An 18,191-nucleotide genomic window follows, 5' to 3' on the forward strand; every position below is an offset into this window, starting at 1 on the left:
CACTGCCGTTAAAGAAATTTTATGCCGCGCGCCCGTCGGAGGGAAACGCGGTGGCGGACGTCCCGCTAGAGTAGCTTCCTTTCGACTCCGCTGCGACAAGGCGGTTCGCGACCGCTTCGGGAACCGCCTGATAGCAATAGCGTCGCCCACTGGCGAAGATAACCTCCAGCTCGAGGCGGAGGACGTCCTGGCGCCAGCTGCGGATCACGCTCGACGGCATGTGCATCGAACGCATCCCGGCTGCCCGGCGTTGCGCTTGCGACTCGCTGGTACCGCTGCGATGGTCGGACGATGGAAAATTTGGACGCATTCATCGCCGGTCTGCCCAAGGCCGAACTCCATCTCCACATCGAAGGCAGCCTCGAGCCCGAGCAGATGTTCGAATTCGCCCGGCGCAACGGCGTGGCGATTCCCTATGACAGCGTCGAGGCGGTGCGCGCCGCCTATCAATTCTCGAATCTGCAGGACTTCCTGGACATCTATTATGCCGGCGCCGACGTGCTGCGCACCGAGGCCGATTTCCGCGACCTCGCACTGGCCTATTTCGAGCGCTCCGCTGCTGACGGCGTCCGTCACGCCGAGATCTTCTTCGATCCGCAGACGCACACCCATCGCGGCATTCCCATGGCCACGGTCGTCGAAGGCTTGCTGGCGGGCATGGCGGAGGCGGAAACCCGCCTCGGCATCACGTCGCAGTTGATCCTCTGCTTCCTGCGCCACCTGGACGAGGAGGACGCCTTCAAGACGCTCGCCCAAGCCGAGCCTTGGCTCGACCGCATCGCCGGCGTAGGCCTCGATTCATCCGAACTCGGCCATCCGCCCTCGAAGTTTGCACGGGTCTTCGCCGCAGCCGCCGAAAAGGGCCTGAAGCGGGTCGCCCACGCGGGTGAGGAAGGCCCTGCGGCATATGTCCGCGAGGCGCTGGATCTGCTCGAGGTCGATCGGCTCGACCATGGCAATCGCAGCCTGGACGACCCGGCACTGGTCGCGCGACTGGCACGCTCGGCGATGACGCTGACCGTCTGCCCGCTGTCCAACGTCAAGCTGTGCAACGTCGAGACGATCGATGCGCATCCGATCGACCGGATGCTGGAGCTGGGCCTGCGCGCGACGATCAACTCGGACGATCCCGCCTATTTCGGTGGCTATGTCGGCGAAAATTACCGCGCCGTCGCTCATGGCCGCGGCCTCAGCAAGCAGCAGCTCGCCACCCTCGCCCGCAACAGCTTCCTGGGCTCCTTCCTGCCCGACGAAGCGGTGGCGACGCACCTCGCGGCTATCGACGCCTGGGTCGCGGAGGCGGCGTGATGGGCGACATCGTCTTCACCCATTTCACCCATGATCAACTGGTCGCCGGCGTCCATGCCATCGCAGCGGCGGTGGCGGACTGGTCCCCCACCCTGCTGGTCGGCGTCGGCCGCGGCGGGCTGACCCCGGCGGTGTACCTTTCGCACCGCATCGGGCTGCCGCTGGTGTCGATCGACTATTCGACCCGCATCGCCCAATTCGCCGAGGAGCTGGTCGCCGTGCTCGCTCGCCGCACGCGGGACGGCGATCGGCTGCTGTTCATCGAAGACATCAACGACAGCGGCAAGACGATCGGCGAACTCCGCGCCGCGCTCGCGGGCGAGGGCGCAGCGACCGAGCAGGTCCGGTTCGCCGTGCTGCTCGACAATATCCGCTCGTCGCAGCGAGTCGAATATGGCGCCGAGACCATCGACCGCGCGGTGCAGAAGGACTGGTTCGTGTTCCCGTGGGAAGCGATGGCGCCGCAGACTAGCCTCGATGCGGATGCGCGCGAGGTACCCGATCGGCTGGCTTGACAGCCACCGTTCAGCAACCGTCAATCGCAGCTGTGCCACGCCTCATCGCGTGAATGCGCGGGAGAGTTTCGCCGGCTCGCGCGTTCGAGGGGCATACGGCGACGTTTACTGGTTACAAGTGTCGGAGGATCAATGCCAATTTCATCACAGAAGGGTCGGCGGCTGGCAGCACTCGGCCTGATGGTCGCGGGCAGCCTCTCGCTCGCATCGTGCATGACCGCCACCCCGTACCAGCCCGCCTCGGCGAGCGGATCGGTGCGCAACGGCTATTCGGACGAGCAGATCGAGGACAATCGGTTCCGGGTGAGCTTTTCTGGCAACAGCCTGACCTCGCGTGAGACGGTGGAGCGCTATCTGCTCTATCGGTCGGCGGAGCTGACGCTGCAGAACGGCTATGATTATTTCGTGCTCGCCAACCGCGATACCGAGAAGAAGACCCAGACCTATGCGACGCCCGGCATCGGTGGTGCCGGCTTCGGCGGCCCATGGGGCTATTGGAGCCCGTACTGGCGCTATTACAGCCCGCGCTGGGGCTGGCGCAGCTGGGATCCGTTCTGGGGCGATCCGTTCTTCGACCGCAATGTCGATATTCGTACCGTCGACCGTTACGAGGCGATGGCCGAGATCGTGATGGGCAAGGGCCCGAAGCCCGCCGACAACATCCGCGCCTTCGATGCGCGCGAGGTGAAGGAACGTCTGGGCCCGAAGATCCAGATGCCGCAGACCCGCTGATCGCGGGCACGCGCGGAAACAGAAAGGGCGGCGCCGGGACTACCGGCGCCGCTTTTTTTCCGCGTCGCTCCAGTCAATGATTGGCCGGCACGTCGACCCCACGCGTTCGGCTTGCCGCTATTGTACGTTTGGTCGTGGAAGCCTGTTCGCCCATAGTGTCAGGAGCGCGAATCCGCGGGGAGAGCATCCGCATTCACAAGTTGCGTTCTTCCCGTTACAATCTTTTCATCGCAACTGTGCAGTGGAGACGATTGTCGATGCTTCGGAATATACTCATGACAGCGACGCTGACGGTCGTAGCGCTCGTGCCTGCGACACACGCGCAGGGGCTGACCGACGCGCATCGAGAAATGATAAAAGCCACAGGCGAAGCGGACGCTATTGCGCTCGTCTGCGGCAAGCTCAGCGAGGCCCAGGTCAAGACGCACAAGGCGGAAGCTCGCCAGCTATACCTGAAGAACGGCATCACCGCAGCTGCGTTCGACGATGTCTACGCCCAGGGATTCGACGCCGTCAAAGCCTTGGCGAAGGCGAAGAACATAAAGCCGGGAAGCGTCGCGTGTCAGCGCGCGCCGGAGGATACGGAAACGGAAGATTAGGCTGAACTAGCGACCGGGTGACAGATGCCCCCCAGGTCTCCGGGGCAGCTTCCATAGCCTTACTCGATTGGCGTCTCGGCCTTGGCCGATAACATCCCGACTACCGGATCGGCCAAGCTGCCCTCCCGAACGCGAGAGGGCAGCTTGGGTAACGCTTACGCCACCTGGCCGTGGCAGTGCTTGTACTTCTGCCCCGAGCCGCACGGGCACGGCGCATTGCGGCTGACCACGCCCTCCCACTGCGACGGATCGGTGCCGTAGTCGTCGCCCGAGGGTTGCGGAATACCGAGCTGCGGCAGGCGGGTCGTTACCAGCCCGGCCGAACCGCCGTCCCAATCCGCGCTGTTGTCCTCGCCGGTCAGCGGGTCGATGTGGGTGGTCAGGAACGCCGGCAGCTCGGGCAGTTCGGGCGGCGGCGCCATGCGGAACTGGGCGAAGGCCATGGTGCGCGTCACGTCCTCGCGGATCGTGTCGAGCATCCGCTGGAACATCGAAAACGCCTCGTGCTTGTACTCGTTGATCGGCGTCTTCTGCGCATAGGCGCGCAGGTGGACGACCTGGCGCAGCGCATCGAGCATCGCGAGATGCTCCTTCCAGTGATGATCGAGGTTCTGGAGCAGGATCGACTTCTCGATCGAGGTCCAGGTCTCCGGCTCCAGGTCTGCCGCCTTCTCCGCGATCGCCGCGTCCGCAGCCGCGCGGATGCGCTCCTCCAGGATTTCCGGATCGATCGCTTCCTCGTCCTTCACCCACTGCTCGACCGGGAGATCGAGATCGAGCGTGTCGGCGAGGCGCTCCTTCAAGCCGGCGATGTTCCACTGTTCCGGATAGCTGTTCGGCGGGCAGGCCTCGCCGACGATCGCGTTGACCGTCTCGTGGCGCATGTCCTCGACGACATGGCCCACCGTATCGGCATCCATGATGTCCGCGCGCTGCTCGTAGATCACCTTGCGCTGATCGTTCATCACGTCGTCATATTCGACGACCTGCTTGCGCACGTCATAGTTGCGTGCCTCGACCTTGCGCTGCGCGGTCTCGATCGCCTTGCTCAGCCAGCGCGACGGCGGCATCGCCTCACCGTCCTCCAGGCTGGAACGCATCATCCGCGAGAACAAGGTGTTCGAGCCGAAGATGCGCAGCAGATCGTCGTCGAGGCTGAGGTAGAAGCGGCTGAGCCCCGGATCGCCCTGGCGGCCCGAACGGCCGCGCAGCTGGTTGTCGATACGGCGGCTTTCATGGCGCTCGGTGCCGAGCACGAACAGGCCGCCCGCAGCCTTCACCTGTTCCTTCTCGGCGGCGACCTCCGCCTTGATCCGCTCGATGGCGGCATCGCGCTCCGGCCCCTCGGGCATGTCGCGCAACTCGTCCGCCACACGAAACTCGACGTTGCCGCCCAGCTGAATGTCGGTGCCGCGGCCCGCCATGTTGGTCGAGACGGTCACAACGCCGAGACGGCCCGCCTGCGCCACGATATGCGCTTCGCTTTCGTGGAAGCGCGCGTTGAGCACCTCGTGCTTCACGCCTTCGCGGTGGAGGAATTCGGAGAGCAGCTCGGACTTCTCGATCGAGACGGTGCCGACCAGCACCGGCTGGCCGCGCTCGGCATGCGCCTTGATCGTCTTGGCGATGCCGGCGAACTTGTCCTCGGTCGACTTGTAGAAGGTGTCTTCCTCGTCGACGCGCTGCACCGGCAGGTTGGTCGGGATGGTGACGACGTTCATCTTGTAGATGTCGTAGAACTCGGCCGCCTCGGTGGAGGCGGTGCCGGTCATGCCGCCGAGCTTCGGGTACATGCGGAAATAGTTCTGGAAGGTGATCGAGGCCAGCGTCTGGTTCTCGGGCTCGATGTTGACGCCTTCCTTGGCCTCCACCGCCTGGTGCAGCCCGTCCGACCAGCGGCGGCCGTCCATCATGCGGCCGGTGAACTCGTCGATGATGACGATCTTGCCGTCCTTGACGATGTAATCGGTGTCGCGCTTGAACATCACGTTCGCACGGAGCGCCTGGTTCAGGTGGTGGACCACCTGGGTGTTCTCGAAATCATAGAGGTTCGCGCCGACCAGCACGCCGGCATCCTCGAGCAGCCGCTCGACCGTCTCGGTGCCTTCTTCGGTCAGCACGATCGTGCGCTGCTTCTCGTCCTTCTCGTAAGTCGAAGCATCGAGCTGCTTCACCACCGCATCGACCTTCAGGTACAGCTCGGAGCGGTCGTCGGTCGGCCCGGAGATGATCAGCGGGGTGCGCGCCTCGTCGATCAGGATCGAGTCGACTTCGTCGACGATGGCATAGGCGAACGGGCGCTGCACCATGCTCGCGCGATCATACTTCATGTTGTCGCGCAGATAGTCGAAGCCGAACTCGTTGTTCGTGCCGTAGGTGATGTCCGAGGCATAGGCATCGCGGCGCTGCTGGTCGGACAGGTTGGGCACGATCACGCCGGTGGTGAGGCCCAGGAAGCCATAGACCTGCGCCATCCATTCGGCGTCGCGGCGGGCGAGATAGTCGTTGACGGTGATGACGTGGACGCCGTCGCCCGGCAGCGCGTTGAGATAGGTGGCGAGCGTCGCCACCAGCGTCTTGCCTTCGCCGGTGCGCATTTCGGCGATTTCACCGCGATGGAGCACGATGCCGCCCACCATCTGCACGTCATAATGGCGCTGGCCGATCACGCGGCGCGCCGCCTCGCGCACCGTGGCGAAGGCTTCCGGCAGCAGATCGTCGAGCTTGGCGCCATTGGCGAGCTGTTCGCGGAACTTGATCGTCTGCGCCGCCAGCGTGTCGTCGTCCATCGCCTGGAGCGTAGGCTCGAAGCTGGCGATCTTCTGGACGATCGGCTTGAGCGACTTGACGTAGCGATCGTTGGACGAACCGAAAAGCGACTTGGCAATACCGCCGAACATGCGAATTCCTGACCTGTTGGATGGGGGTGCGCGACGGCTGCCGGACGCGGCAGGGCCATCACGGGCGTGCCGCGCAGGGTGCGCGGCCACGGGAGGAAGGACGGCCCGGCACGCGGGCCGGAAATTCTATTCGCGCCGCTGCTCGAAGGCGAGGCGAAGCGCGGGCCGCGGCGGGGCGGCCCGGTGGAACACCGGCAGGGCGGCGACGTGCACCGGCGCCGGCAGCGCGGCGGCGGCCGCCAGAATCGCGCGCGACGGCGCGACCGTCGCCTGCGCCGCCTCGGCCACGCGCACCACGGCCACCCCCTGCATCGGGCGCAGCCCACGCTCGCCCGACACGCCGGTCAGGCTCGCGAAAAGCGCAGTGAGGAGTAGCAGCAGTTCCAAGCGAAACCCTGTGACACACGGTGACGATGTCGCAACCGATGGGCCGCAACGCACGACACATAGGGATCGATGCACGCTTCGTCTAATCAAAAGCTAGGGCTTCGCCGGCGTGTCGACGCGGAATGAGACGATGTACGCAGCGGTTTTGGCGGCCGTCGACCCCGCATTTGCGGATGGCGCCGTGGCAAGCGCCCGCAATTGTTCGCAGGCAACACGATCAATCGCAGCGTTTCCGCTCGATTCCAGGATGCGACAATCGACCACGCGTTGATCGGTCCCGAACGATATCGCCGCTTTCGCCGGCTGCCGATAGTCCGATGGCAGCGTCGCCACCGTCAGCTGCAGCGCGCCAGGCGGAACCGGTGCTGCCACGCCCACAGCCCCATCGACACCGTTACGATAGGGCGGCGCGTTGCCAAGGCGCCAAGTGAAGTTGCCTGTAACGTGCGATTCGACGGCGCGCCCATTCTCCAGCGCCGGGTTAAAACGCGCTCGGCGCATCATCAGGAAGCAGGTTTGTTTATCGAGGCCGACAAAGCCGCTGGTTGCGGTCACATCGCATCCCACCGCATGGCCAGAGGCATCCACAAGCAGCGCGAATGCAACGACACCCTCATGGCGCGCACGCGCCTCTTCCATGGGATAATCGTCATTGGTTATCCACGGCGCATCGCCTCGAGGAGTCGGCTTCGTCGAGGCTCCCGTTGTCACTTGCGCCGCCAGCAGCGCCATCACCAAAAGCATTGATCTTTCCCCCCCCATGCACGAAGCACGCGCCGCATTCTAACCCGAGGCATCCCCATGTCCACCAGCACCTCCCCGCTCGCGCTCCCCTTCCCCGCCCTGCCCGCGATCTCCGGCGTTACACCGCGCATCGCCCGGGCGCGCTACAAGAACTGGGATCGCTGCGACTTGACCTTCGTCACGCTCGACGAAGGCACCAGCGTCGCGGGCGTGCTGACCACCAGCAAATGCCCCTCGCCCGAGGTGGAGTGGTGCCGCAAGGCGCTGGTGCTCGGCAAGGCGCGCGCGCTGGTGGTGAATGCGGGCAATTCCAATGCCTTCACCGGCAATCGGGGCCGCGCTGCGGTGGAGGCGATCGCTGCCCGCACCGCGCAGCATCTCGGCTGCGACCCCTCGGACGTGTTCGTCTCTTCCACCGGGGTGATCGGCGTGCCGCTGCCGATCGACAAGGCCGAGGCCGGGCTCGACGCCGCCTATGCGGCCGAACCCTGCAGCTGGGAACAGGCCGCCGCGACGATCATGACCACCGACACCTTCGCCAAGGGCGCGGTGACCACCGCGGTGGTCGACGGCCGCACGGTGACGCTGGCCGGCATCATCAAGGGCTCGGGCATGATCGCGCCGGACATGGCGACGATGCTCGGCTATGTCTTCACCGATGCCGCGGTGGACCCGGTGTTCCTCCAGCGCGCGCTGAACGATGCGAACGGCGCCAGCTTCTCGTGCATCACCGTCGACGGCGACACGTCGACCAGCGACACGGTGCTCGCCTTCGCCACCGGCAAGGCCGGCAACACGCCGCTCGCCAGCGACGACGATGCCGGCGCCGACGCCTTCCGCGCCGCGCTCGCCGATCTCTGCCGCCAGCTGGCACTTCTCGTCGTCCGCGACGGCGAAGGCGCGCAGAAACTGATCGAAATCACCGTCGAGGGTGCCGAAAGCGACCGCAGCGCGCATCGTATCGCCATGTCCATCGCCAATTCGCCGCTGGTGAAGACCGCGATCGCGGGCGAGGACGCCAATTGGGGTCGCGTGGTGATGGCCGTCGGCAAGGCGGGCGAACCGGCGGAGCGCGACAGGCTCGCCATCCGGTTCGGCACCACGCAGGTGGCGCGGGATGGTCTCGCAGTGGAGGGCTATGACGAGGCGCCGGTGGCGGCGCATCTCAAGGGGCAGCAAGTCGAGATCGGCGTCGATCTCGGGCTGGGCGAAGGCCGCGCGACGGTTTGGACCTGCGACCTCACCCATGGCTATATCTCGATCAACGCCGATTACCGGAGCTGATCGGGTGCATCGCCATCACGCGGCCGTCTCGGCACTCATCCGGCGCGTAGCGGACGAAGTGGTGCTTCCCCGCTTCCGCAATCTCGCGGCACACGAGGTACTGGAGAAGACGCCGGGCGAACTGGTGACGATTGCCGACCGCGAGGCGGAGGCGCGGCTGACGGAGGGGCTCGTCGCGATCGACGGCGATGCGGTGATCGTCGGCGAGGAAGCGTGCGCAGCCGATCCGGCGCTGGTCGACCAGGCAACAGCCGCGCGTGCCTGGATCATCGATCCAATCGACGGCACCGCCAATTTCGCTGCCGGACAGTCGCCATTCGGCATCATGATCGCACTGGTAGAAAATGGCGAAACCCAAGCGGGCTGGCTCTACGATCCGGTGACGGCGCGGATGTGCCATGCGGCCATCGGTGCCGGCGCGTTCATCGGCGATGCGCGCGTCCAGGCACGCCCCAGCGGCGCGGCACGCCCGCTTGCCGCCGTGTCCAAGGTTGGGCAATCCGAGGAAGAACATGCGGCTCGGGCCGGGCGGTTCGCGGCGTCCTGCACGCTCGTGCCGCTGCCCCGTTGCGCAGCCGAAAATTACCCCCGGCTGGTGCTGGGGGAGAATGACATCGCCGTGTTCCGGCGAACACTGGTATGGGATCACGCGCCGGGCGTGCTGTTTCTCACCGAAGCCGGCGGCTATGTCGGCCGCTGGGACGGAAGCCCCTATCGCATCGGCGACGAAGGCGTGGGGATCGTCGCTGCATCCTCGCCAGACCTCGGCAAGCGCGCGACCGACCTGCTGTTCGGTTGACCCCTCGCCCCCTCCCGCATGCGGGAGGGGGAAGGAAGATCAAGCGATCAGATCTCGCGTTCGATCCACTGCTTGATCGCGCTCTTGGGCAGCGCGCCGACCTGGGTGGCGGCCTGCTGGCCGTTCTTGAACAGGATCATCGTCGGAATGCCGCGCACCCCGTATTTGGTGGGCGCATCGGGATTCTCGTCGATGTCGATCTTGACGATCTGCACCTTGTCCGCGAGCTCCTCGGCGAGCTCTTCGAGCGCCGGGGCGATCATGCGGCAGGGGCCGCACCATTCAGCCCAGAAATCGACGAGAACAGGCTTGTCCGCCTGCAGAACGTCGGTTTCGAACTTGGCGTCGGTGGTCGCCAGGGTAGCCATTTTCTAATCTCCTGAACTTCGTGTCGGTCGGCTATCTATGGATGCAGGTGCCGCCACTCAAGCGCCGGCCCCAAAGCTTTGCTCCTACACCACGTAGCCCGGCTTGTGCGCCGCCAGAAGGTCTTCCGGCAATGCGTAGAGGACCGGACCGGCAGAATACAGCAACGCGGCCTCCACCGACCGCTCCGGGAAGATCACCCGCAACGCCGCCACATAGGCGGACATCTGCCGCAGATGGTAGGGCGGGACATCCCCAAGCGACGCGGGCGCGCGCCGGCCTGTCTTGAAATCGACCACACGTACTCGCTCCGGCAGCACGACCAGCCGATCGACCGTACCGGACACCACCACCCCGTCCGCAACCACCGCCGCGATCGGCGCCTCGCTCAGCGCGTCGGGCCCGAACAGCTCGGCAAAGCGCGGATCTTCGGTGACCCCCATGGCCGCGTCGATCAGATCGGCGCGCTCGCGTGCGTCCGCAAGACCGCCCGCACCTTCGAGCCAGCGGTCCGCGGCGGCCCTACGTTGGGCGGGGACCACGCCCGGCAGACGTTCGAACAGCGCGTGGAGCAGGCGTCCGCGCTCCGCCGCCGCCCTGAGCGCCGGTCCGGGCGGCGGATCCGCCACGCGGTCGTCACCGAGCGACGAAGGCGCGAGCGGGCGCGGCGGCCGGGCTTCCTCGGGGGCGCGGGCATGCAGCCATCCCGGCATTTCCTGGACGAGCGGCATTTGCACCGGGGCCGGGGCGGTTACCGGGCGCACGGGTGCTTGCGGCACCACGCCGTGAAAGTCGCGCACCCCCGCCTCATCGGCCGGCACGCCCAGCGCGCCCAATGCAGCAGCGCTGGCGGCGTACCAGCTTGCCTTGGGCGGCTCGCCTTTCGCCTGGGGGCCCAGCGCGCCCGCGATCACCAGCCGCTCCTCGGCGCGGGTGGCGGCGACGTAGAAGAGCCGCCAATGTTCCTGCAACTCGCGTGCGTCCGCTTCCGCCAACGCGTCCGCCAACGCACCGTCCCGCTCGGCGCTGCGCGGGCGAAAGATCGGAAATTTCTCCTGATCCTCGGGTGCCCATTTGAGGAAGCTGCGCGGGCTTCGCGTCGGGTCTACCGTGGCGTCGGCCAGAATCACCAGCGGCGCCTGCAGGCCCTTCGAGCCGTGCGCCGTCATCACGCGCACCGCCGGCTGCGGCTGGGCGGCATCGCGTACGATCTCGACGTCGCCACGGTCGAACCAGTCGAGGAAGCGCTGGAGCGACGGCGTCGCCCGCGTCTCGAACGTGAGCGCTGCGTTGAGCAGTTCCTCGATCGGATCGCGCGCTTCCTCGCCCAGCCGCAGCAGCAGCTTGCGCCGGCCCTGCATCGGGCCGCACAGGATCTCCTCGAGAAAGCGATAGGGCGTGGCCAGGTCGGCGCGGCGCAGCAGATCGTAGAGCGGTGCCAGCGTCTCCGCCGGCTGCGTCTCGCGCAGGTGCCGCCACAGCCCGCCACGCTCGCGCACGGCAGCCGCCATCAGCGCATCCTGGCTCCAGCCGATCAGCGGCGAGACGAGCAGCGCGGCAAGCGAAAGATCATCTTCCGGCTGAAGCGCGAAGCGGATCGCCGCGAGCAGATCCTGCACCGCCAGAGGCGCGTTGAGTCGCAAGCGGTCCACCCCGGCCACCGGCACGCCCTCGGCATAGAGCCGCGCGACGATCAGCGACGCGAGCTCGCCGCGCCGCTTGACCAGCACCATCACGTCGCCGGGAGCGAGCATCCGTCCCTTGCTCGCGAGCGGCAGCGTACCCACCCAGTTCTTGATCTGCCTGGCGATGCGGGCGGCCAGCGCGCGGGTGGCGTCGCCGATCCATTCCTCCTCGTCGGCGTCGCTGCCGCCTTCGATCACCGGCGGCCAGAGCGTCACCGTGCCGGGACCCGGCACTTCGCTGGCGTGCGGCTCGCTGTCGCTCATCGGCCCCATGCCGGGCTCGGGCAGCAGCCCCAGCGCCGTGTCGACGAATTCGAGCACCGGGCGCGTCGATCGGAAACTATGGGTCAGCGACAGCGATTCCAACTCGCGGACTTCTTCCTCATAGTCGCTGCGGATGTTCGCCAGCCGCTTGAACCGCTCGAACGCTGCCTGGAAGAAGATCGGATCGGTGCCCTGAAAGCCGAAGATCGCCTGCTTGTAGTCCCCCACCGTGAACAGCGTGCGCAGCCGGTCGCCCCGCGCCCCCTCGCCCGCAAAAAACTCGTCCGCCATGGCCGAGACGATCGCCCATTGCCGAGGGTTGGTATCCTGCGCTTCGTCGATCAGCACATGCTCGGTCACCTGATCGAGCTTGTAGCGCACCCATTCCCCCATGCCCGGCTGGCCGAGCAGCGCGATGGTGCGGCCGATCAGGTCGTCGAAGTCCACCGCGCCGAGACGGCGTTTCGCTGCAGCATAGGCGCGGGCATAGTCGCGCCCGGCCCCCAGCCCCCGCGCGAGCAGGTCGACATAGGCAGCCCGAACGCGCATGGCGAGCAGTTCGCCGCAACGGCCGTGCAGGCGCATCGCCCCCTCGGCATAGTCGGGATCCTGCGGCGCCTGCCCCTTGGCGAAGCTGCGCGGCTCTCCCTTAGCGGTGGCCCAGACGAGGTGGAGCTGGTCCAGCGTCTCGGCCCGGGCTTCCGCCGAACATCCCAGCCACGCCGCGATGACGTCGGCACGTTCCAGCCCCCGGGCGGTGGCCCAGCCAGCATTTGCAGCTGCGATATTGCGTAGCGTTTGCAAATCGAACATGTCGTCGGAGCAGCTTGTTGCAAGTGCTTCGCGAATGTCGCCCATTGGCAGATCGAAGGCACGTCGCAGCCAGGGCTGGATGCCGGTCGGCAGTGCCTCCAGTGCCTCACCCGCGCGTGCGCACTCCTTGAGAAAGCCTTCGGCCCCGCCCTCCCCGAGCCGCAGGCTGAGCGCGCCGATCGCCTCGATCACGCCCTCCCGTCCTTCGCGCCGGGCATCGACCAGCATTTCTGCGAGCGTTTCGCGGGCGAGCACCGCCTCTTCGCGGGCTTCCAGCGGGCGGAAACCCGGCACCAGTCCCGCTTCGATCGGGAAGGCGGACAGCAGCGACTGGCAGAAACTGTGAATGGTCTGGATGCGGATGCCGCCACCCGGCGCATCCAGCACCTTGGCGAACAGCGTGCGCGCGGCAGCCCGGCTTTCCGGTCCGATGCTTTCGCCAAGCGCCTGGAGGTCGGCGACCAGTTCCTCGTCCTTCGCCCGCACCCAATGCGCGAGACGACCGGTGATCCGCTCGGACATCTCGGCCGCACCGGCTTTCGTAAAGGTAAGGCAGAGGATGGCCGACGGATCCGTGCCGGCGAGCAACAGCCGCCACACCCGCGCAGCGAGCACCTGCGTCTTGCCGGTGCCCGCAGACGCCGACAGCCAGATGTGCCGCGTGGGATCGCTGGCGCGCTTCTGATTGCCCCTCAGCGGGTGGAGCTTGGCAGCGCCCCGGCTCATGGCCGTGCCCCCGCCGTCACGAAAGCAAGAAGGTTACTCACGCCCATACCACTCATCCCGGCGCATCAGTTGATCATACTCCGCATAGGGTGCGTATTCGGGCACCAGCTTGGCGGTGAAAGGGCGATCCCCGGTCAGCCAGTCCTTGGCCGCATCCGCGAATTCGCGCGCGGCGATGCGCACGAAATCGTCGACCGGGATTGGATCCCGCTTCTTCGGATCGACAGGCGAGTCGATGAAGCCGAAACCGCCGCTCTTCGGGTTTCGCGCCAGCGACCAATATTCGAACGCGCGTGCAGCGCCCTCGATGCCCTTGAACCCGCCCCGCTCCGCCATCAGGCCCAGCAGCCCCAGCTGCAGGCTGAATCCTGCCTTCACCGCGCGAGTGCTGGGCGGCTGGCCGGTCTTGTAGTCGACGATCGCGAGTGCACCGCCTTCCAAGCGATCGACCCGATCGAACTTGCCCCGCAGCGTGACCCCGGCGAAGTCGATCGCGCCGTCCTGCTCCACCGCCAGCACCGTGCGCCCCTTCGTGCCCTGCTCGGCCAGTTCGCCCGCGATCCAGTCGATGGCCTCGATCAGCCGCGGCTGCCACAGTGCCCGGATCAGCGGGTGGGTACGCGTGTCGGCCAGCATCGCTTCGGCGCGGGCGCGCAGCAGGTCCGGGCGACAGTCATCTTCCTCGAACCAGCGTTGCAGCACCTCGTGCACCGCCGTGCCGCGCCAGGCTGCACTGGGATCGGCGTCGACGGGATCGAGCGGCATCAGCCGCAGCATCCGCCGGGCATAAAAGGCATAGGGATCGGCCTTCAGGCGATCGACCTCGGTCACCGAGATGACCTTCGGGCGATCCCTTGCGGGCGGCGCCGGCTCCGGGCGCGCGACCGGGTCGAAAGCGCCCGGCGCATCCACCGCCGCCATCCAGCTGGCGAGATCTCGGGCCCGCTCCAGCCCGCCCGACAGCGCCTCCAGCCGCAGCCAGAAGCGCGAGGCGATCGTCGGCGCGCTGGCATCACGCCGGGCACGGGTGAGCAGCACGTCCTTCGCACCCAGGCCGATGGCGAGATCGTGCGCGGAAATACCGATCCGTCGTTCCAGCCCCGGCAGCCCCAGCTCGGCACGGATGCGCGGCGCGAGCCAAGGGTCGGGCGCGGGCAGGCCGGGCCAGATGCCTTCGTTCAGCCCGCCCAGGATCATCAGGTCCGCACTGTGCAGCCGCGCCTCGATCAGACCGAGAATGGCCAGCCGCGGATGGCCCCCCTGCTGGGGCCGCACCGCCACCTCGTCCATCAAGCTACGCAGCAATGCTGCCAGGCTTCCGGGATCGGCAAGCGCCGGCCCATGCGCCGCTTCGCGCTCCAGATCGTCGAGCAGCAATGCGGCGGCGCGCCCATCCTCGCGACTCCATAGCATGTCACCGCCCAGCGCCTGCGACGTTTCCCGTAGAACGGCGATCAGGGCGGCCAGCGGTTGCGCACCATGCGAGAAAACGGCCTCCAGCTGCGCGAGCAGCGGCCGGGCGATTTCCCACCATCGCGCGGCGGCGCGACGGAGCGGCCCTTCGCGGCCGGTCTGCTCCGCCAGATGCGCGTCGATCCCCGCAAGCCCAGGGGCCGGGCGCGGCCCCCGCAGCGCCAGATCGAGCGATCGCGCACCCTCCAGCCACGCGGCGCGATCGTTCGGCTGCACCAGCGGATGCTTGAGCAGGGTCAGCAACGGCATCGGCGCGAAAGCCTGCGCGGCCGCATCGGCCACCGCCAGCAGCAACGTGCCGGGCGGCGTCAGCGACAGGGGCTGACCCGCGGAATCGTCGATCGCAATGCCCCAGCGCGCGCAATGCGCCGCCACCCGCCGCGCCAGCGCCCGATCGGGCGTGACCAGCGCGGCTGTCCGCGCCGGCGTTTCCAGCGCCTCGCGCAGCGCCAGCGCGATCGCCTGCGCTTCCTCGGCCGGCGTTGCCAGCTCCAGCGCCCGAACGCCGTCCAGGCGCCGCTCACCGGCGGGAAGGTCCGTCCAGCCATGAGTAAGCTCGGGCGGCTGCATCGCAGAGGCGATCGCCTTGCTGCGGGCGGGCGGGGCATCCAGCTCGCTGGCGACGCGCCATTGCTGGAACTCGCCCCGGCGGACGCCCATCCGGTCGAGCAGCAGCTTGAGGTGGAATTGCGGGTGCGTCTCCAGATTCCGTCGACGTCGACCGCTATTCGGATCCGGCGCATGCGGGCCGAGCAGTGCCCATTCCTCGTCGCCCATGCCGGTGGCGAGGCCGGGCAGCACGACCATGCCTTCAGGAAGCCCGGCCACCACCCGCAAGAGCCGCGCGATCGCAGGCGCAGCCGTGGTGATGCCGGCCGCGCAGACGAAGCCCGTGGGCGGTGCCGCTTTCCACCGATCGGTGACTCGCCCCAACAACTGTCGCCGCCGTTCGGGCAGGTCCACCCGCCCCTGCGCCGCCAGTTCCGCAGGCCAACGGGTCAGCACGATCTCGAACAGCGCAAGCGAGCGCTCCCAATGGGCCGAAAGCTCCGGCCCCAGTTCCAGCTCGCGCAGCCGGCGCGGCGGGACTTCCTCGACCAGCAGCTGGTCCAGCGTCGCTCCGAGCTCGCCCGCCAACCGCACCGCCTCCGCGGTGTCGAGACGCGCATCCTGCCCTTGAAGGAGCCGTGCCAGGATCATCCGCCGCTGCAAGGGGTCGACCGCCGGCGGCACCGGCGCGGCATCGTCCACCGCCTCGAACACCGCTTCGTCGAGCTCCGGATCGCCGATTGCGACCAGCCGAGGCAGCAACAGGCCGCCACCGCTCTCGCGAACGAACGCATCCTGCATCGCCCGCTTCGCACGGTTGTTGGGCAGCAGCACCACGCCGCGTGCCAGCCGCAGCGGGTCTGCGCCGAAGCGGCGGATCAGTCCGATCGCGAGCGCATCGGCAAAGGCGCGATGCGGCGGGATGGTGTACAGGTGAAGGGCGTTCGACATCCGGCTCGGAGAAATAGGAACGGAGCGCGAACTTTAGCGCCCTGGCCTATAAGCGCAACCGAACAAACGGGGGGATGCCCGGCGGGTCTCTGCCTAGGCGCCGAAGAGGTGGGCCAGGCTCCGCTCCAGCATTACCAGCTGCCACAGCGTCCGACCATGTTCGGCGCGACCCGCACGATGGTCCTCAGCCAGCCGCGCGATCGTCGCCGGCTCGAACCATCCGGTCTGCAACAGCAGCGGGGATCGAGGAAGCGCGGCGGCTTGCTCGGCCAGGGCATGGCGGAACCAGCCGCTGATCGGCGTCACGAAACCCATCTTCGGGCGATAGAGAATGTCGCGCGGCAGCCACGGCTCCAGCGCCTTCTTCATCAGCCACTTGCCCTGACTACCCCGAATACGCAGCGATGGCGGCAGGGTCGCGGCGAATTCCACCAGCCGGTGATCGAGCAGCGGCTCCCGCGCTTCGAGGCTCACCGCCATGCTGGTGCGATCGACCTTGGTGAGGATGTCCCCCGGCAGCCAGTGCCGGATGTCGGCATATTGTGCGCGGTCCAGAGCATCCCGTGCGGGCGCCGCGCGCATCGTCTCGACGTAGCGGGCCTCCGCGCGGTGCCCTTCCAGCGCCCGCCGCGCCGCCGGCGTGTAGAGCGCGTCGCGCAGAGCAGGCGTCGTGACCCCGACGGCCCGCGCATAGGCATGTGCCCCGTCCTCGGCCAGTGCGAGCAGCGTCGTCTTGGCGCGGAACGGACGCGGTGCCCAATCCGCCTTGGGATAGAGCGCACCGAGCCTGCCGAAGAGGCTGCGCCGGAGTTCCGGTGGCAGCAGGCCCCGCACCCGCTCCTCGGCCGCGAAAAAGCGGTGGCGACGATAGCCTGCCAGCGCTTCATCGGCACCGTCGCCGGAGAGCGCCACCGTCACGCTCTCGCGGGCGAGCTGGCAGACGCGATATGTCGGCAGTGCCGAGGCATCGGCGAAAGGCTCGTCAAAGGCGGTGACCAGCGTGTCGATCAGGCTGTAGTCTTCCGCGCCGACCGTGCGCGCACGGTGGCTCGTGGCAAAGCGTTCGGCGACCGTGGCGGCATAGCCGGTCTCGTCGAGCGCCGCCTCGTCGAAGCCGATCGTGCAGGTCTTCACCGCCGCCTTGCTGCGCTCCGCCATCAGCGCGACGACCGCGGAGCTGTCGACGCCGCCGGAGAGAAACGCGCCCAGCGGTACGTCTGCGACCATGCGCGAACGCACCGCCGTCCGCATCCGGTCGATCAGCTCGGCCTTCAGGTCGCGGCTGCTCCCGGTCGCACGGCGCGTGAAGTCGATGTCCCACCAGCGCACCGGCTGCGGGACCGGCCTGCCTCGCTGGAGCAGCAGGAAATGCCCGGCAGGCAGCTTCTGCACGCCTGCCACGATGCTCGCGTCGTCGGGGACATAGCCGAGCCCCAGATAATCCTCCACCGCGCGGAAATCGGCGGCGCGACGGAGCAGCGGGTGGGCGAGCAGGCCCTTCAGCTCGGACGCGAAGGCAACTGCGCCGTCCGCCAATTCGGCATAATGGAGCGGCTTCACACCGAAGCGGTCGCGGGCAAGGAACAGGCTCTGGTCTGCCGCGTCGTAGAGCGCGAAGGCGAACATGCCGTTCAGCCGGGCGAGCAGGTCCGGGCCCCAGGCGCGCCAGCCGTGCAGCAGCACCTCGGTATCGCTGTCGGTGAGGAACCGCGCGCCCAGCCTCTCGAGTTCCGCCCGGACTTCCCGGAAATTGTAGATTTCGCCGTTGAAGGTCACGGCCAGCGATCGATCCGGCATCGCCATGGGCTGGACGCCGCCCTCAAGGTCAATGATGGCGAGGCGGCGATGGCCGAGGCCCACCCCGGCGACGCACCAGACCCCCGAACCGTCGGGTCCACGATGTGCCTGGGCATCGCTCATCGCGACGATGCGGGCGGGATCGATCGGTTTGGCGAGGGCGGGATAAAACAGGCCGGCGATGCCACACATCAGCGTCGGTCTCCGCGTCCGCCCATTTCCACCCCATGCTCGTTATTCGTCGTCCGCATCCTGGTGGCTCGGTACCAAGCCGTCCGCATGCGCGCCACCCCGGCGAT

General features: G+C 67.5%; 14 protein-coding genes. 6 read left to right on the top strand and 8 right to left on the bottom strand.

Translation table 11 applies throughout. The annotated features are described in order from the left end of the window. Positions 1-19: 19 nt before the first annotated feature. Positions 20-226: a KTSC domain-containing protein gene (locus A7X12_RS10135; protein ID WP_064311514.1), complete on the bottom strand. Its 207-nt coding sequence runs from the start codon at positions 224-226 to the stop codon at positions 20-22. A gap of 65 nt (positions 227-291) precedes the next feature. Between A7X12_RS10135 and A7X12_RS10140 the strand changes: the two genes are divergently transcribed. From A7X12_RS10140 to A7X12_RS10155, 4 genes are all read left to right on the top strand, one after another. Beyond that, positions 292-1,308: an adenosine deaminase gene (locus tag A7X12_RS10140; protein ID WP_064311515.1), complete on the top strand. Its 1,017-nt coding sequence runs from the start codon at positions 292-294 to the stop codon at positions 1,306-1,308. Then, positions 1,308-1,823 carry a phosphoribosyltransferase gene (locus A7X12_RS10145; protein ID WP_064311516.1) on the top strand — a complete coding sequence of 172 codons (516 nt, stop codon included), beginning with the start codon at positions 1,308-1,310 and terminating at the stop codon, positions 1,821-1,823. Before A7X12_RS10140 ends, A7X12_RS10145 begins: the two co-directional genes overlap by 1 nt. Before the next feature lie 132 nt (positions 1,824-1,955). Further along, on the top strand, positions 1,956-2,555 hold the full coding sequence (locus A7X12_RS10150) for a CC0125/CC1285 family lipoprotein (protein WP_064311517.1): 600 nt from the start codon (positions 1,956-1,958) through the stop codon (positions 2,553-2,555). Positions 2,556-2,830: 275 nt separating this feature from the next. After that, positions 2,831-3,154: a hypothetical protein gene (locus A7X12_RS10155; RefSeq protein ID WP_084445312.1), complete on the top strand. Its 324-nt coding sequence runs from the start codon at positions 2,831-2,833 to the stop codon at positions 3,152-3,154. A gap of 155 nt (positions 3,155-3,309) precedes the next feature. Here A7X12_RS10155 and secA read toward each other — a convergent pair whose 3' ends face one another. The 3 genes from secA to A7X12_RS10170 all read right to left on the bottom strand — a co-directional run bounded on the left by secA (position 3,310) and on the right by A7X12_RS10170 (position 7,185). Continuing rightward, entirely contained in the window at positions 3,310-6,054 is a 2,745-nt protein-coding gene (gene secA, locus A7X12_RS10160) for a preprotein translocase subunit SecA (protein WP_064311519.1), read from the bottom strand. A 126-nt stretch (positions 6,055-6,180) separates the two neighbouring features. After that, complete coding sequence (locus A7X12_RS10165; RefSeq protein ID WP_064311520.1) at positions 6,181-6,441, bottom strand: hypothetical protein; 261 nt, start codon at positions 6,439-6,441, stop codon at positions 6,181-6,183. 93 nt (positions 6,442-6,534) lie between these two features. Then, entirely contained in the window at positions 6,535-7,185 is a 651-nt protein-coding gene (locus tag A7X12_RS10170) for an energy transducer TonB (RefSeq protein ID WP_064311521.1), read from the bottom strand. A gap of 57 nt (positions 7,186-7,242) precedes the next feature. Between A7X12_RS10170 and argJ the strand changes: the two genes are divergently transcribed. Together argJ and A7X12_RS10180 are read left to right on the top strand one after the other, a co-directional pair. Beyond that, the gene (gene argJ, locus A7X12_RS10175; RefSeq protein WP_064311522.1) at positions 7,243-8,469 is read left to right on the top strand and encodes a bifunctional glutamate N-acetyltransferase/amino-acid acetyltransferase ArgJ; all 1,227 of its coding nucleotides are present in this window, start codon (positions 7,243-7,245) and stop codon (positions 8,467-8,469) included. Positions 8,470-8,473: 4 nt separating this feature from the next. After that, entirely contained in the window at positions 8,474-9,268 is a 795-nt protein-coding gene (locus A7X12_RS10180; protein WP_232318450.1) for an inositol monophosphatase family protein, read from the top strand. A 47-nt stretch (positions 9,269-9,315) separates the two neighbouring features. Here A7X12_RS10180 and trxA read toward each other — a convergent pair whose 3' ends face one another. The 4 genes from trxA to A7X12_RS10200 all read right to left on the bottom strand — a co-directional run bounded on the left by trxA (position 9,316) and on the right by A7X12_RS10200 (position 18,084). Next, positions 9,316-9,636, bottom strand: a complete 321-nt coding sequence (gene trxA / locus A7X12_RS10185; RefSeq protein ID WP_019368131.1) for a thioredoxin — start codon at positions 9,634-9,636, stop codon at positions 9,316-9,318. Positions 9,637-9,720: 84 nt separating this feature from the next. Next, positions 9,721-13,122, bottom strand: a complete 3,402-nt coding sequence (gene addA / locus A7X12_RS10190) for a double-strand break repair helicase AddA (protein ID WP_064311524.1) — start codon at positions 13,120-13,122, stop codon at positions 9,721-9,723. Positions 13,123-13,155: 33 nt separating this feature from the next. Continuing rightward, the gene (gene addB / locus A7X12_RS10195; RefSeq protein WP_064311525.1) at positions 13,156-16,095 is read right to left on the bottom strand and encodes a double-strand break repair protein AddB; all 2,940 of its coding nucleotides are present in this window, start codon (positions 16,093-16,095) and stop codon (positions 13,156-13,158) included. 93 nt (positions 16,096-16,188) lie between these two features. Continuing rightward, the gene (locus A7X12_RS10200) at positions 16,189-18,084 is read right to left on the bottom strand and encodes an XrtA/PEP-CTERM system amidotransferase (RefSeq protein ID WP_064311526.1); all 1,896 of its coding nucleotides are present in this window, start codon (positions 18,082-18,084) and stop codon (positions 16,189-16,191) included. Between the last annotated feature and the right edge of the window lie 107 nt (positions 18,085-18,191).

The sequence above is a fragment of the Sphingomonas sp. TDK1 genome, from assembly GCF_001650735.1.
Taxonomy (GTDB): Bacteria; Pseudomonadota; Alphaproteobacteria; order Sphingomonadales; family Sphingomonadaceae; genus Sphingomonas.

Bases quoted from the DNA above. Each gene is read 5' to 3' on its own strand.
- A7X12_RS10135 (WP_064311514.1), bottom strand. From the start codon at position 226: ATGCACATGCCGTCGAGCGTGATCCGCAGCTGGCGCCAGGACGTCCTC.
- A7X12_RS10140 (WP_064311515.1), top strand. From the start codon at position 292: ATGGAAAATTTGGACGCATTCATCGCCGGTCTGCCCAAGGCCGAACTC.
- A7X12_RS10145 (WP_064311516.1), top strand. From the start codon at position 1,308: ATGGGCGACATCGTCTTCACCCATTTCACCCATGATCAACTGGTCGCC.
- A7X12_RS10150 (WP_064311517.1), top strand. From the start codon at position 1,956: ATGCCAATTTCATCACAGAAGGGTCGGCGGCTGGCAGCACTCGGCCTG.
- A7X12_RS10155 (WP_084445312.1), top strand. From the start codon at position 2,831: ATGACAGCGACGCTGACGGTCGTAGCGCTCGTGCCTGCGACACACGCG.
- secA (WP_064311519.1), bottom strand. From the start codon at position 6,054: ATGTTCGGCGGTATTGCCAAGTCGCTTTTCGGTTCGTCCAACGATCGC.
- A7X12_RS10170 (WP_064311521.1), bottom strand. From the start codon at position 7,185: ATGCTTTTGGTGATGGCGCTGCTGGCGGCGCAAGTGACAACGGGAGCC.
- argJ (WP_064311522.1), top strand. From the start codon at position 7,243: ATGTCCACCAGCACCTCCCCGCTCGCGCTCCCCTTCCCCGCCCTGCCC.
- trxA (WP_019368131.1), bottom strand. From the start codon at position 9,636: ATGGCTACCCTGGCGACCACCGACGCCAAGTTCGAAACCGACGTTCTG.
- addA (WP_064311524.1), bottom strand. From the start codon at position 13,122: ATGAGCCGGGGCGCTGCCAAGCTCCACCCGCTGAGGGGCAATCAGAAG.
- addB (WP_064311525.1), bottom strand. From the start codon at position 16,095: ATGTCGAACGCCCTTCACCTGTACACCATCCCGCCGCATCGCGCCTTT.
- A7X12_RS10200 (WP_064311526.1), bottom strand. From the start codon at position 18,084: ATGTGTGGCATCGCCGGCCTGTTTTATCCCGCCCTCGCCAAACCGATC.